The organism is Paraburkholderia phymatum, assembly GCF_038900715.1.
GTDB classification, from domain to species: Bacteria; Pseudomonadota; Gammaproteobacteria; order Burkholderiales; family Burkholderiaceae; genus Paraburkholderia; species Paraburkholderia phymatum_A.
Window position 1 is genome coordinate 228,022 of sequence record NZ_JAYMRZ010000001.1, and the last position, 14,007, is coordinate 242,028.

Annotated in this window: 11 protein-coding genes; 2 read left to right on the plus strand and 9 right to left on the minus strand. The window is 67.0% G+C overall.

The features are described 5' to 3' along the window. Positions 1–22: 22 nt before the first annotated feature. Complete coding sequence (locus VSR68_RS01015; RefSeq protein WP_342938033.1) at positions 23–1,255, minus strand: citrate synthase family protein; 1,233 nt, start codon at positions 1,253–1,255, stop codon at positions 23–25. A 139-nt stretch (positions 1,256–1,394) separates the two neighbouring features. Here VSR68_RS01015 and VSR68_RS01020 point away from each other — a divergent pair, with 139 nt between their 5' ends. After that, on the plus strand, positions 1,395–2,789 hold the full coding sequence (locus tag VSR68_RS01020) for a CoA transferase (protein ID WP_342938034.1): 1,395 nt from the start codon (positions 1,395–1,397) through the stop codon (positions 2,787–2,789). A 33-nt stretch (positions 2,790–2,822) separates the two neighbouring features. On the opposite strand, the gene VSR68_RS01025 is transcribed toward VSR68_RS01020, so the two are convergent. Beyond that, a complete protein-coding gene (locus tag VSR68_RS01025; RefSeq protein WP_342938035.1) occupies positions 2,823–3,569 on the minus strand; it encodes a GntR family transcriptional regulator in 747 nt (248 codons plus the stop codon). Between the two features lie 177 nt (positions 3,570–3,746). Here VSR68_RS01025 and VSR68_RS01030 point away from each other — a divergent pair, with 177 nt between their 5' ends. Then, positions 3,747–4,592 carry an aldo/keto reductase gene (locus tag VSR68_RS01030; RefSeq protein WP_342938036.1) on the plus strand — a complete coding sequence of 282 codons (846 nt, stop codon included), beginning with the start codon at positions 3,747–3,749 and terminating at the stop codon, positions 4,590–4,592. A gap of 217 nt (positions 4,593–4,809) precedes the next feature. Here the strand turns inward: VSR68_RS01030 and VSR68_RS01035 are convergent, their stop codons facing one another. The 7 genes from VSR68_RS01035 to VSR68_RS01065 form a co-directional block, all read right to left on the minus strand. Next, positions 4,810–5,709 (minus strand): hypothetical protein, encoded by a 900-nt coding sequence (locus VSR68_RS01035; protein WP_342938037.1) that lies wholly within the window; start codon positions 5,707–5,709, stop codon positions 4,810–4,812. A 448-nt stretch (positions 5,710–6,157) separates the two neighbouring features. After that, on the minus strand, positions 6,158–8,293 hold the full coding sequence (locus tag VSR68_RS01040; RefSeq protein WP_342938038.1) for an ABC transporter ATP-binding protein: 2,136 nt from the start codon (positions 8,291–8,293) through the stop codon (positions 6,158–6,160). Beyond that, positions 8,290–9,213 (minus strand): ABC transporter permease, encoded by a 924-nt coding sequence (locus VSR68_RS01045; RefSeq protein WP_342938039.1) that lies wholly within the window; start codon positions 9,211–9,213, stop codon positions 8,290–8,292. Before VSR68_RS01045 ends, VSR68_RS01040 begins: the two co-directional genes overlap by 4 nt. After that, a complete protein-coding gene (locus VSR68_RS01050; RefSeq protein ID WP_342938040.1) occupies positions 9,210–10,220 on the minus strand; it encodes an ABC transporter permease in 1,011 nt (336 codons plus the stop codon). The genes VSR68_RS01045 and VSR68_RS01050 overlap by 4 nt, the downstream gene beginning before the upstream one ends. A gap of 31 nt (positions 10,221–10,251) precedes the next feature. Next, positions 10,252–11,937 carry an ABC transporter substrate-binding protein gene (locus VSR68_RS01055; RefSeq protein WP_342938041.1) on the minus strand — a complete coding sequence of 562 codons (1,686 nt, stop codon included), beginning with the start codon at positions 11,935–11,937 and terminating at the stop codon, positions 10,252–10,254. 341 nt (positions 11,938–12,278) lie between these two features. Continuing rightward, positions 12,279–13,304, minus strand: a complete 1,026-nt coding sequence (locus tag VSR68_RS01060; protein WP_342938042.1) for a HoxN/HupN/NixA family nickel/cobalt transporter — start codon at positions 13,302–13,304, stop codon at positions 12,279–12,281. Positions 13,305–13,371: 67 nt separating this feature from the next. Continuing rightward, positions 13,372–13,869, minus strand: a complete 498-nt coding sequence (locus VSR68_RS01065; protein ID WP_342938043.1) for a cupin domain-containing protein — start codon at positions 13,867–13,869, stop codon at positions 13,372–13,374. Between the last annotated feature and the right edge of the window lie 138 nt (positions 13,870–14,007).

The window sequence follows — 14,007 nt, forward strand, 5'->3', positions numbered from 1 at the left end:
CAATTCGTGCTACCGAGCGTCGTCATTCCGCTTCATACGCGCCGATGTATCTTGCGCGCGGACGGATCAGGCGGCCGTCGCTGGTCTGCTCGATCGCGTGCGCGATCCAGCCCGTCACGCGGCCCACGGCGAACAGCGTGAAGGCCGCGCCGGCGGGCAAGGCGAGCACCCGCTCGATGGCCGCGAGCGCGTAGTCGACGGTCGGCTCGGCGCCCGTCGTGTCGCGCACGGCGCGCGCAAGCCTTTGCACTTCGGTCAGCGACGAGCGCGCCGGCGCGCATTGTCCGAGCAGATCGAGCAGCAGCCGCGCGCGCGGATCGCCGTCCGGATACAGCGGATGGCCGAAGCCCGACAGCGCCGGACCCGCCGCGCCATGCTCCGGATGCGCGAGCCGCGTGGCGAGATAGCGGTCCAGATCGGCGGCGCGCGCGGCTTCGTCGAACAACGCGGCGATGCGTGCCGTTTCTCCGCCATGCCGAGGCCCCGACAGCGCCGCGAGTCCGCCCGCGACGGCGCCGAACAGATGCGTGCCCGTCGACGTGATGCAGCGCACCGTGAACGTCGACGCATTCAGTTCGTGATCCGCGCAGGCGACGAGCGCCGCGCGCAGCAGGTTGCTCTGTGCGCGATTGCGCACGCCCCACGCGCTCGCGAGCTGCTTGTGCAGCGGCTCGTTCGATGGCGCAGCGGAAATCATCGCGCCCGCCAGCAGCCGGATCAGCGCGCAGGCGTTGTCGAGTTGCGCGTCGCGGCCGAGCGCCCAGACGCGCGGCATCTGCGCGGCGGCTGCGGGCAGCAGCACCAGCGCGCGGTCGAGCGGCGCGCTGTCGCTCCACAGCTTCAGCCACGCCGACCATTGCGCGGCGGCGAGCGGCGCGGCGGGCGCATCGGCGATGCGCCGCGCGCTGCATTCCCACAGCAGCGCCGCGACTTCCTCCAGCGTGGCCGTGCGCGCCAGCTCGATCGCGTCGCGGCCACGGTATAGCAGCTTGCCGTCCGCGATCAGCGTGATCGACGATTCGAGCACGGGCACGCCCCAGTCCAACACTTTCTGCGCGACCTTGCCCGCGCGCTTGCCGTCTTCCTTGCGGCGCGCGAGACGCCGCACTTCGTCGGCATCGTAGAGACGGCGCTTGCTGTCCGCATCGGGCGTCGAGCGCAACATGCCCCGGCTCACGTACGCATAGAGCGTCGTGACGCTGATGCCGAGCGTCGCGGCGGCTTCGTCGGCGGAGAGGTAACGCGGAGCGGACATCGCTTGTGTCCTCATTTGTGTGATATCGGAGCGCGAAAGCCAAAGAAAACGATATATGTTGATTATATAAATCAAGATTGATCGTGGCGAGTGGCAAATCTAGACTGAGTCACGCCTTCTTTCCGGATGCACGCTCATCATGACGCCCCAGCTCGCTCTCGATCATCTGTGGTCCGTTGCCGGTTGCGATCCGGCCTTGCTCGATTACGCGGCCATCGACGGCAATGACCCGTCGCTGCCTTCCGTGTTCCGCGTCGGGACGCTCGCGAGCGCATCGATTGCCGCGATGGGTCTTGCCGCCGCCGATTGCTTCAGGCTGCGCACGGGCCGCATGCAGCGCGTCGATGTGAGCGTGCGGCGCGCGCTCGTCGCGTTTCGCAGCGAGCGTTATCTGCGCGTCGACGATGGCCTGCCGCCCGAGTTGCGCCATCCCGTCACCGGCTTTTACTCGACGCGCGATGGCCGCTGGGTCCAGTTGCACACGAACTTTCCGCATCATCTGCAAGGCGTGCTGAAGGTGCTCGGCTGCGACGGCGATCCAGGCGCCGTGGCCGAAGCGATACGCGGCTGGGACGGCGCGAAGCTCGACCAGACGCTCGCCGACGCTGGCCTGTGCGCCGCGCTGATCCGCTCGCCGCGCGAATGGGCGGCGCTCGATCAGGCGAAGGCGATTGCGAATCTGCCGCTCTTCGAAATCGAACGAATCGGCGACGCGCCGCCGGAAGCGCCAGGGCGGCACGCGCCGCAGCGGCCGCTGAGCGGAACGCGCGTGCTCGATCTGTCGCGGATCATCGCGGGACCGGTGGCGGGGCGCGCGCTCGCGCAGCATGGCGCGGACGTATTGCTGATCAACGGGCCGCATCTGCCGAACATCGCGCCGCTCGTCATCGATAACGGACGCGGCAAGCGCTCGGCGACGCTCGATCTCCGCGAGTCCGCCGCGCGCGAGCAGTTGCATGCGCTCGCCGCCGATGCCGATGTGTTCCTTCAGGCGTACCGGCCCGGCTCGCTCGCTTCACGCGGCTTCGCGCCCGAAGCGCTCACGCGGATCAGGCCGGGCATAGTCTGCGTGTCGATTTCCGCGTATGGGCACGCGGGTCCGTGGGCGACGCGGCGCGGCTTCGACAGCCTCGTGCAGTCGGCGAGCGGCATCGCGTACACGGAGAGCCACGCGGCGGGCGTCGAAGGGCCGAAGCATCTGCCGTGTCAGGCGCTCGATCACGCGACGGGCTATCTCGCCGCGTTCGGCGCGATGGTCGCGCTCGCGCGCCGCGCGCAGGAGGGCGGCAGCTGGCACGTGCGGCTGTCGCTTGCGCAGACGGGGCGATGGCTGCAATCGATGGGACAGATCGAGGACGGCTGGCGCGCGCCCGACGTGACCTTCGACGACGTGCAGGACTGTCTGCACGAAGTCGGCTCGCCGTTTGGCCGCGTGCGCGCGGCGGCGCCCGCCGAGCAGATGTCGGAGACGCCTGCGTTCTATGCGCGGCCGCCCGTGCCGATCGGCACCGACGCGGCGCGCTGGGAAGACTGACTTTCGGCGATCGGCAGGGGCACAAAGCGCTTCTTACTTGCGCAGCTCGGCGACGAAGTCGTAGTAGTCGTTGCGGCAATAGGTGTCGGTGAGCTCGATCGCGCGCTGATCCGCCGTGTAGCCGACACGTGTGATCAGCAGCAGCGCCTCGTTCGGCGCGATGCTCATCTGGTGCGCGATCTCGTCGCTCGCGTTGACCGCGCGGAAGTGCTGCAACGCGCGCACGATCGTCAGCCCGCGCTGCTCGAGATACGTGTACAGCGAATCGCCGATGGCGAGCGGGTCGGGAATGATCGAAGCCGGGAACGTCGAGTTTTCGACGGCCATCACGATGCCGTCCGCGAGACGCAAGCGGCGCAAGCGCGTGACGGCGGCAGCGGGCGACAGCCCGAGCTGGATCACTTCATCGCGATTGGCGGGGACGATCTCGCGCGAGAGCCACTGCGAGCTGGGCGTGAAGCCGCGCCGGCGCAGCATTTCGCTGAAGCTCGACAGGCGCGACAGCGGATCTTCATAGCGCGGCGTGATGAAGCTTCCCGCGCCTTGCGAACGGCGAATCAGCCCCTGTTCGACGAGCAGCGCGATCGCCTTGCGCGCGGTGATCCGCGATACGCCGAGCGCTTCCGACAACACGCGCTCCGACGGCAGCGCTTCGCCCGCATTCCAGCGGTTCTCGTGGATCGCGTTGCCGAGCTTGCGGGCGAGCTGAAGATACAGCGGAGTGTCGTTTTCCGGGTCCGGGCGCAGGTCGCGCCAGCGGTCTTCCGAGGCTGGATTCATGTGACGGACGCAAGAAGGGCAAGCGGCAATTCTATGTCATTGGCGCGCTGCGTTATAGCGGGGTTTTGCCGGGACGCCGATGCGTTCCGCGATCAGACGCTACACTCGTTGCATCAGCCGATGCGTGACATGCAGTGACGCGCGCATCGACATCACATCATCTGCGAGGAATCGAACATGACGAACGACATCGCCAGCGTGACGCTGCCCGACGGCGAGCGCATTCCGAAGCTGGGGCAGGGCACGTGGGAGATGGGCGAGCATCCGTCGCGCCGCAAGGCCGAGATCGAGGCGCTGCGTGGCGGCATCGAACTGGGCATGACGTTGATCGATACGGCCGAAATGTACGGCGAAGGCGCAACGGAATCGCTGCTCGGCGACGCGTTGCACGGCCTGCGCGACGAGGTGTTTCTCGTCAGCAAGGTCTATCCGCACAACGCGAGCAAACGCGGCGTGCAGCATGCGTGCGAGCAGTCGTTGAAGCGCCTGAAGACGGATCGCATCGATCTGTATCTGCTGCACTGGCGCGGTTCGGTGCCGCTGGAGGAGACGGTCGCCGGCTTCGAAGCGCTGCGCCGCGACGGCAAGATACGTCACTGGGGCGTGAGCAACTTCGACGTCGACGATATGGAAGAGCTTGTCGCCGTTCCTCATGGCGACGCGTGCGCGACCAATCAGATTCTCTACAACGTCGCGCGGCGCGGGCCGGAGTTCGATCTGTTCACGTGGCTCGCGGAACGCAAGATGCCCGCGATGGCGTATAGCCCCGTCGATCACGCGCGTCTGCCGAAGCGCTCGCCGCTCGACGATATCGCCGGTGCGCACGGCGTCTCCGTGATTCAGGTCGCGCTCGCTTGGGTGCTGCGGCAGCCTGAGGTGTTCGCGATTCCGAAGTCCGGGCGCATCGAGCATGTGCGCGACAACGCACGCGCGCTCGAGCTTCGGCTTTCCGCCGATGATCTCGCCGCTATCGATGCGCACTTTCGTCCACCGGGAAGCAAGCGGCCGCTCGAGATGCTTTGAGCGTGAGATGCGTTTGCAGGTGCATGCGTTGGATCGGGTGATCTGCGGGCCTTCGTGCGTTTGCGTTGTTGCGTTTGATGTTTGAGTTGGCTTGCTGCCCACGCGGTGACGTTCGTTCGGGGAATCGGAACGTCACCGCCAATGCGGGCCAGGAAGCGTCTGCGCATTGTGCGATTGTTGTCGTGGGTGAACGGCGCGTGGCGCCGTCAGCTGGATCTCAGTGTCCGTTGCCGCCGCCGTGACCCCCGCCTGACCCGGAGCCGCCACCGTAGCCACCACCTTTACCGAAACCGCCCGCGCCAAAGCCGCCTGCGCCAAATCCGCCGCCTGGGCCGCTCGGACCACTCGGACCACTCGGACCACTCGGACCACTCGGACCACTCGGACCACTCGGACCGCCGTGGCCGCCGCCACAACCGCAGCCGCCATTAGCCCCGCCGCCACTGCCTCCACCGCCACTGCCTCCACCGTGACCACCGCCGTTACCACCACCACCACCGTTACTGCCGTCGCCGCCGTTGCCACCGCTGCCGCCGCCGCTTCCACCACCATTCCCACTTCCGCCACCCGAGCCACCCGAGCCACCCGAGCCACCGGAGCCACCGGAGCCACCGGAGCCACCCGACCCACCCGACCCACCCGACCCACCGAAACCACCACCGCCTGAATTCCCACTCGGACCTGCCGCTGCGCCGCTGCCAGAGCTGCCGCCGAAACCGCCACTGCCACCGCCGCCACTACCGCCCGAAGAAGCCCCAGCCGAACCCGAAGCGCCGGCCGCGCCCGCGCCGCCGCCGCGCCCGCCATTGGCCGAGCAGTTGCCGGGGTTGCCAATACAAGTCTTGGGCAGAAAGACGGATGCCGCGTCGTCGGCTGCCGTCGTCGTGGTGGACTGAGCGCCTGTCGAGTCCGCGTCGTTCTGAGCGAGCTGCGTCGCAGCCGACGCTCCGCTTGCCACGAGCGGCGCATCGGCTGTGACGATCCACTTCGGAATCACTTCGTCCGTGGATGCGGCCCGAACGTACTGGACCGCCATCAAAGTCCCCGCGCCTACCGCGAAGGCTGCCGTACCCTTTATCGTCTTGTAGTAGTACGTAGAAAGTTTGTTCGTATTCATCGCACCTCTCCCGAGGAAACGACGACCCCCGCAAGCCGTCATCCCTTAATGCTGCTTTTTGCTTTTGTCTCGTTTGCTCTGTCGAGCCACGCGTGGGCCGGAAGTCCGCGGCGCTCGTCAGATGCGAGACCGGCTGTCCTTTCTGCGCCGTTGCGTCGTTCGTGTACCGGCGCGAAGCGGCATGCCCGAGGATTCGTCGATCTCGCCGCAACCCCATGCGTGACTGTCGTTTAGCGATAAACATGCCATTGCGCGCGCACGCCCGCCGCGTATGGCACTGCTGTGACAACTCGATCGCACGCGCATCGGAACGGATGAAAAACGTTTCGGACATGAAACGCAGGCTGCGAATCGCGCGGCTTTTCGTTTCAACGATGTCGACGAGCCGTGTCGGCGATGTTGATGAGCGGCTTAGGCGATGCCCGATAAGCGCGGTAGAACAGGCGTTTCAGTCGCGGCGTTGAAGGACGCGCAACTCGTCGACGGGAATGTGGCAACGGATGCGATGCCCGCCGCCGGCATCGGTGAAGGGCGGGTCCTGCTGTTCGCAGATCGCGCCGAGCTTGCGCGGACAGCGCGTGTGAAAGACGCAGCCCGAAGGCGGCGAAGCGGCGCTCGGCAATTCGCCCGACAGGCGGATGCGCTGCGTGCGACCGTTATCGCGCGCGTCGTCGGGTTGTCCTGCGTGCCCATCGAGCGTCGGCACGGAAGACAGCAGCGCTTCCGTATAGGGATGATGCGGACCGTTGAACACGGCGTCGGCGGGCCCGATCTCGAGCAGCCGGCCAACGTACAGCACCGCGATGCGATCCGACAGATAGCGCACGACATGCAGATCGTGCGAGATGAACACATAGCTCACGCCGCGATCGCGCTGCAGATCGGCGAGCAGGTTGAGGATCGCGGCCTGCACGGACACATCGAGCGCGGAGGTCGGCTCGTCGCACACGACGATGCGCGGATCGCCCGCGAACGCGCGCGCAATCGCGACGCGCTGCTTCAAGCCGCCCGACAGTTGCCGCGTGCGCGACGTCAGATAGCGATCGGGCAGCCGCACGGCTTGCGTCAGCGACGCGAGCCTTTCGTCGCGCGCGGGCCCGTGCAGCGAAGACAATCGCGACAGCGCACGGCCAATCAGCCGCTTGACGGAGTGCGCGCGATTGAGCGCCGAGTCCGGATTCTGAAAGACGATTTGCAGCGACTTCACCTGATCGTCGTTGCGATTCGTGACGCGCGGCGGCAGGCGCGCTCCGTCGAGTTCGATGACGCTGCCCGCGTCGGGAGAAATCAGGCCGAGCAGCAGCTTCGCGAGCGTCGTCTTGCCGCTGCCCGATTCGCCGACGAGGCCGAGCGTCTCTCCCTTCGCGAGTTCGAGCGATACGTCGTCGACAGCGCGCAGCGTCGCGCCCGGCACGTGAAAAGTCTTCGACACGTTTTCCGCGCGCAGAACGGGCGAATGATCGTGCGGGTTGCGTGCATCGTCGGGTATATCGTTGGGCGCATCGTTCGATGCATGCAAGGCCGTCACGCGCGGCAGTTCCATCGCGCGTTCGTGATAGTGGCAGCGCGACATCTGATCGCCGTGCTGCGACCGCACGCGATAAGGCGGCGGTGCTTCGCGGCGGCAGCGGTCGTCCGCGAGACGGCAGCGCTCCGCGTAGATGCAGCCCTGCGTGACGGAGCCCGGCTGCGGCAGGCTGCCCGCGATCGTATCGAGCCGGTCGGTGTCCTTGCTGCGGCCCGATGTGGGCAGACAGCGCAACAGGCCCACGGTGTACGGATGACGCGGCCGAGCGAACACGTCCGGCGTCGCGCCTTCTTCGACGAGCTTGCCCGCGTACAGCACGCCGACGCGTTCGCACATCCGCCCGATCACCGCGAGGTTGTGGCTGATGAAGAGCACAGCCGTGCCGAACTCTTCGCGCAGTTGCGCGACGAGGTCGAGCACTTCGGCTTCGACGGTGGCGTCGAGTCCCGTCGTCGGTTCGTCGAGAATCAGCAGCGCGGGTTGCGACGCGAGCGCCATCGCGATCACGACGCGCTGCTGCATGCCGCCCGACAGCTGATGCGGATAACTGTCCATCACGCGCTCGGGCTCGGCGATGCGCACCTTGCGCAGCATCTCCGCAGTTCGCGCGAGCGCTTCGTCGTAGGTCGCACCGGATGCTTCGAACGCTTCCGACACCTGGCGCGCAACCGTCAGCGACGGATTCAGCGCGCGGGACGGCTCCTGATAGACCATCGAGATCGCGTTCGCGCGCATTTCGCGCAGCGCGGCGGCGTCGAGCGAATGCACTTCCTTGCCCGCAATCGAAATGCGGCCCGCCTTCACGCGGCCATTGCGCGGCAGATAGCGCAGCGTCGCCATCGCGACCGTCGACTTGCCGCATCCCGATTCGCCGACGAGCCCATACGATTCGCCGCGCCTGATCCGAAACGACACGTCTTGCAGCACTTCGCGCTCGCGTCCGCGCGTGCGGTACGTGACGGTGAGTCCGACGATCGTGAGCGCGTCCGACTGGTCGCTCTTCGACACGTCGAACGCGGGAAACGAGGCGGGAGGCGAGGGGGGCGGCCCGTTCATCCGTCGACGGCTCCTTGCACGGCATCCGCGATCAGGTTCACGCCGACCACGAGCGAAGCGATGGCCGCCGCGTCGAACACGACCGTCCACCACGCGCCGCCCGCCATCAGCGTGTACGACTCGGAGAGCGCGAGGCCCCAGTCGGCGGAAGGCGGCTGGATGCCGAAGCCGAGAAACGACAGCGTCGCGACCGCGAAGATCGCGTAGCCGAGGCGCACCGTCGCCTCGACGATGATGGGCGGCAGCACGTTCGGCAGGATCTCCGCGAACATGATGTAGAGCGCGTTCTCGCCGCGCAGCTGCGCGGCCGCCACGTAGTCGAGATGCCGTTCGGCGAACACGGCGGCGCGCACCGTGCGTGATGTGATCGGCGCGAACGTGATTCCGATCACGAGGATCACCGTCGCGTTCGACGCGCCGACGGCCGCCAGCGCGAGCAGCGCGACGATCACGAGCGGCAGCGCGAGCACGGCATCGATCGCGCGTCCGATCACGTTGTCGACCCAGCCGTCGAAGTAGCCGACCACCAGACCGAGCGCGGTGCCCGCGAGCGTGCCGAGCAGCGTCGCGAGCGGGGCGATCGTCAGGATGTCGCGCGCGCCGGCGATCACGCGCGAGAGCACATCGCGGCCGAGCTGATCGGTGCCGAACCAGTGTCCGTGCGCGGGCGGCGCGAGCGAGTTCAGCGGATCGGATGCATACGGATCGAGCGGCGCGATCCACGGGCCCCCAATCGCGCACACGATCCACCACAACACAATGACAGCGCCGACGATGAAGGTCGGCGAGCGCAGCAACACGCGCAGCGTGTCGTAGCGGCGCTCGCGCGAGCGCGGCGCGGGTGCTTGCAGCGGCGTCTGCGGGGGCGTTTCGGGTGGCGTTTGCGGTGGCGTGACGGGGGACGCGGGCGTCGTGCTCATTCGGCGCTCCTCACGCGCAGGCGCGGATTGAGCAGCACGTATAGCGCATCGGCGATGAGATTGGCGGCCGTATAGACGACGCCGATCGTCAGCACGCCTGCTTCGAGCATCGGAAAGTCCTTGGCCTTCGCCGCGTTGTAGATCAGCGAGCCGATGCCCTGGTAGTGGAACAGCGTCTCCACGACGACGAGCCCGCCGATCATGTAGCCGAGCTGCGTCGCGGCGACCGTGATGGTCGGCAGCAGCGCGTTGCGCAGCACGTGCCGCCAGATCACGATGTGCGGCGGCAGCCCCTTGAGGATCGCGGTGCGCGTGTAGTCGGCGTCGAGCGCCTCGACGGTGCCCGCGCGCGCCATCCGCGCGATATAGCCGAAGAACACGAAGACGAGCGGCAGCACAGGCAAAATCAGGTGCTTCAGTTGCGTGAGGATGCCGGCATTGGCCGGATACGATGCCTCGATGGGCAGCCATTGCAGCCACACGCCGAACACGAGTATCAGCACGATCGACGACACGAACTCCGGCACGACCGTCGCCGACAGGCCGGCGATGCTGATCGTGCGGTCGAGCCAGCGTCCCGCGTGCATCGCGGCCCACACGCCGCCCGCGATGCCGAGCGGCACGACCACGATGAACGCGAGAAAGCCGAGCTTCGCGGAGTTGGCCAGCGCGTTGCCGACGAACGGCGCAACGGGCTCGCGAAACGCGTACGACATGCCCATGTCGCCGTGCACGAAGTGCGTGATCCACTGCGTGTATTGCGTGAGAAGCGGCCGGTCCGCGCCCAGTTGATGATTGAGCGCGGCGACGGCGCGCGCATCGGCGAGCGGCCCGAGCAGCGCGCGGCCGATGTCGCCGGGCAGCAGCTGGCCGCCCGCGAACACGATGATCGACAGCAGCCACAGCGTGATCAGCGACAAGCCGACACGCGTCGCGATGAAACGCGCGACACGCGCCGTACTGCCACCCGAGCTGCGAGCGATGGAAGAGGGGACCGTGGTCGACATCGATATCTCGTGCTCGCGGCTTCGCGCGGGATCAGGCCGTGAGCGTCGCGCGATCGAAATACAGCTGCGCGATCGCGGTGAAGCGCACGCCGTTCAGCTGCTTGCGCGCGGCGATCAGCTGATCGTAGAAGAAGGGAAAGATCACGGGCGTTTCGTCGAGCAGCAATGTCTGGATCTGCGCGGACGCTTTCTTTTGCGACGCGAGATCGAGTGCCGCGACGTAGTCGGCGACCAGCTTGTCGTACTGCGGGTTCTTGAAATGCGCGGCGTTCCAGGTGCCCGTGCTCGTCAGCGGCGCGTTGAGGAACACGTTCGGCACGCCACGGCTGCCGTAATCGGTGATGCCTAGCGGCGAGTCGAGCCAGTCCGACTTGCCCGGCGTGCCCGAGCCGTAGTACTGCGACTGGCTCTCGACCTTCAGATTGATGCGTACGCCGATGGCCTTCGCGTAGTTCTGCACGACGACGGCGAGATCGGGAATCTCCATGAACTTCTCGGTCGTAAGCGTCACGTCGAAACCGTTCGGCACGCCCGCCTGCGCGAGCAGCTGCTTCGCCTTCGCAACGTCGATCTTGCGCTGCGGCACTCCCGCATTCGACGACGGAAACGCAGGCGCGAACGGGCTGTCGTTGCCCACTTGCGCGCGGCCCTTGAAGAGCCCCTTGACGATCACATCGCGATCGAGCGACAGCGCAAGCGCCTGGCGCACGCGCTTGTCCTTGAACTGCGGGCTGTCGACGCGCATGTGAATCTGCCGGTGCGCGCTCGACTTCACGCCGATCACCTTGAACTCGGGATTGTTCATCAGGCCCTGGCCGCCCTGCACGGTGAACGTGCCCATCACGTCCGCCTGATGGCCTTGCAGCGCGAGTATCTGCGCCTGCTGGTCCGCGTAGAACGTGAACTGCACGCGCTGCGGCAACGCCTTTTCGCCCCAGTAGTCGGGATTGCGCACGAACGTCGCGCCCACTTTCGCCTGATACTTCTCGAGCTTGAACGGGCCCGTGCCGATGAAGCTCTTCTCGTATCCGCCCGTGTAGTTCGCGGGCAGGATCACCGCGTTGTAGTTGTCGGACGAAACGTAGTACGGGAAATTGCCGTTGGGCGCGTCGAGATGGAACGCGACGGTGTGATCGTCGACGACCTTCGTCCCGCCCTTCGACAGCACGCCCTTCAGCACCGACAGCGCGGCCGAACCGGCGGCGGGATCGGCGAGACGGTCGAACGTCGCGGCGACGTCCTTCGCGGTGAACGGCTGGCCGTCGTGGAACTTGACGTTCTCGCGCAGCTTGAAGGTCCACACGTCGCCCTTGTCGTTCGGCTTCCACGACAACGCGAGCGCGGGCTTGAGCACCTCCTTTTCGCCGTCGTCGTCGATCAGGAATTCGCCTGTCTGATTCAGCAGGCAGAGACTGGCGGCATCGGTGACGGTCATCGGATCGACGGCGCCCGCGGGCGTCAGGTGCGCGACGCGGATCGTTCCGTTCGCGTTCGCCGCGCCTTGCGCGCGGGCGCTGCGTGGCGCGAGCAGGCCGCCGCCCGCGAGCGACATGCCCAACACGCTCGCGTAGCGCAGCAGCTCGCGCCGCGTGAGGCGGCCGGCCAGCCATTCGTCGATCGCATGATTGCCGTAGGCGTCGGCGCTGCGGCGTGTCGCCTCGACGTCAAAAGCGGCTTCTGAAAGAGGCGCAAAACGCGGGTCCGCGGAATTCTTCATCGATGGTTAGTCCGATCCGTTCTGTTGGGACGCCACGCGTTGTGCGCGCGGCGCTGCGGGTTGACGCAAGCGGTACTGCGGCGACGATGCGGGTTCAGTGTAAGCGATTGCCTATGTGTTGGGAGCATTCGTGTCCGCCAGGGGTTCCCTTCAGACGAATCGGCGATGAACATGTGTCGCGCACACAACGCCCGCGGCGCGTGCGGGCGCTCGACGGCGTTGCGGCGGCCGATCCGTCGTTCGGGCGGCGCGCGGTGTTTATGAAGCGCTTATGAGGCGGTCATGGGCCGATCATAAGGCGCGCATAGGACCGTCGGCGCGGCTCGGCGCATACGGCAACGCTAGCGGCCGAGCCGCGCCGGCGCGGGCCTGCGCCAGCGATGAAACAGAATCGAGCCGATCCAGCACAGCATGAACACGCTGACGATCCCATAGCCCAGCGCGCCGAAGCGCGCGTTGACGGCGGCCACCGCGTCCCAGGCGCCGCCGTCGAGGCCCAGCTTGTCCGCCAGCAAGCCGAGTGCCTCGATGCCGCCGATCGCGATGGCCACGACGGCGGACACAAACGTGATGCTCGCGTTGTAGTAGAGCTTGCGCTTCGGGTCGTCCATCGCCCAGCCGTACGCGTGGACCATCAGCACGTTGTCGGTGGAATCGACGAGCGTCATGCCCGCCGTGAAGAGCGCCGGAAACACGAGGATCGAGTAGAGCGGCAGGCCTTTGCCCGCTTCGGCGGCGGCGATCGCGAGCAGGCCGATTTCCGTCGCCGTGTCGAAGCCGAGGCCGAACAGCACGCCGACAGGGTACATGTGCCAGCTTTTCGTCACGAGGCGGAAAAGCGGCTTCAGCGCGCGCGACAGCAGGCCGGCCGGCGCGCCGCGGGCAGCGTCTTCATGCGACGGCTGTCCGCCTCGCTGCACGTGACGGTAGCGGCGCCACACGTCGCGCAGAATCGCGAGATTCACGCCGGCGAGCACGAGCAGAAAGGCCGACGAGACGATCGTCCCGATGGTCCCGCCGACCGCGTGAAATGCTTCGAAGCGCCCATGTAGCGTCAGCGCCGTCAACGCGATGCCGACCGTCGCCGCGATCACGATGCTCGAATGTCCGAGCGAGAACGCGAGGCCGACGCCGAGCGGGCGCTTGCCTTCCTGCATCAGCTTGCGCGTGACGGCATCGATGGCGGCGATGTGGTCGGCGTCGACCGCGTGCCGCAGTCCGAAGCCATACGCGAGCAGCGCCGTGCCGAGCAGCAGCGGATAGTGGCGAAACGCGATCAGCGCCCACGCCCACGCGGCGACGTTTGCGCCGATCAGTCCGGCGTACAGCGTGACGAGGCGAGCGCGCAGCGAAGAGGGCGGCGTCATGCGGGCGTGGTGTTCGGCCGTGGTGTTCGGCGTGGTGTTCGGCGTTGTGCCGAGGTTGCGCGGGACGTCAGTGCTCGTGCGGATGCTTGTGAATCGGATCGACCCAGTAGACGGTCTCGGGCTTCTCGACGGCATCGATGTTCAGGTTCACGACGACGGCTTCGTTGTCGCTGCGCACCAGCACGCATTCGAGCGGATCGTCGGTGCTCGCGTTGATCTCCTGATGCGGCACATACGGCGGCACGAAGATGAAGTCGCCGGGGCCGGCTTCGGCGGTGAATTCCAGGTGCTCGCCCCAGCGCATCCGCGCATGGCCGCGCACGACGTAGATCACGCTTTCGAGTGCGCCGTGATGATGCGCGCCCGTCTTCGCATTCGGATGAATCGTCACGGTGCCCGCCCACAACTTCTGCGCGCCGGCGCGGGCCGCGTTGATCGCGGCGGCGCGGTTCATGCCGGGCGTTTGCGGCGTGTTCGTGTCGAGCTGGTCGCCCTTGATGACCTTTACGCCGTGCTCGCGCCAGTCGATCGGCGCCTGGGGCGCCTGCTGATGTTCGTCGCTCATGTGTCGTCTCCTTGCTCGGGCGGCGCGTGGCGCGCGTCCGTTTGCTTGCGCGCTTGCCGCCATGCGTACAACGATGTGATTGCCGATGTGATGGCGATACGAGTCGGGTCATTCTGGCATGGCCAAAAACTTCGCGTA

What these genes read in the sequence shown, in the direction of transcription:
- VSR68_RS01035 (WP_342938037.1), bottom strand. Translation starts at nt 5,709, where the DNA reads ATGAATACGAACAAACTTTCTACGTACTACTACAAGACGATAAAGGGT.
- VSR68_RS01020 (WP_342938034.1), top strand. Translation starts at nt 1,395, where the DNA reads ATGACGCCCCAGCTCGCTCTCGATCATCTGTGGTCCGTTGCCGGTTGC.
- VSR68_RS01025 (WP_342938035.1), bottom strand. Translation starts at nt 3,569, where the DNA reads ATGAATCCAGCCTCGGAAGACCGCTGGCGCGACCTGCGCCCGGACCCG.
- VSR68_RS01045 (WP_342938039.1), bottom strand. Translation starts at nt 9,213, where the DNA reads ATGAGCACGACGCCCGCGTCCCCCGTCACGCCACCGCAAACGCCACCC.
- VSR68_RS01065 (WP_342938043.1), bottom strand. Translation starts at nt 13,869, where the DNA reads ATGAGCGACGAACATCAGCAGGCGCCCCAGGCGCCGATCGACTGGCGC.
- VSR68_RS01050 (WP_342938040.1), bottom strand. Translation starts at nt 10,220, where the DNA reads ATGTCGACCACGGTCCCCTCTTCCATCGCTCGCAGCTCGGGTGGCAGT.
- VSR68_RS01060 (WP_342938042.1), bottom strand. Translation starts at nt 13,304, where the DNA reads ATGACGCCGCCCTCTTCGCTGCGCGCTCGCCTCGTCACGCTGTACGCC.
- VSR68_RS01015 (WP_342938033.1), bottom strand. Translation starts at nt 1,255, where the DNA reads ATGTCCGCTCCGCGTTACCTCTCCGCCGACGAAGCCGCCGCGACGCTC.
- VSR68_RS01040 (WP_342938038.1), bottom strand. Translation starts at nt 8,293, where the DNA reads ATGAACGGGCCGCCCCCCTCGCCTCCCGCCTCGTTTCCCGCGTTCGAC.
- VSR68_RS01030 (WP_342938036.1), top strand. Translation starts at nt 3,747, where the DNA reads ATGACGAACGACATCGCCAGCGTGACGCTGCCCGACGGCGAGCGCATT.
- VSR68_RS01055 (WP_342938041.1), bottom strand. Translation starts at nt 11,937, where the DNA reads ATGAAGAATTCCGCGGACCCGCGTTTTGCGCCTCTTTCAGAAGCCGCT.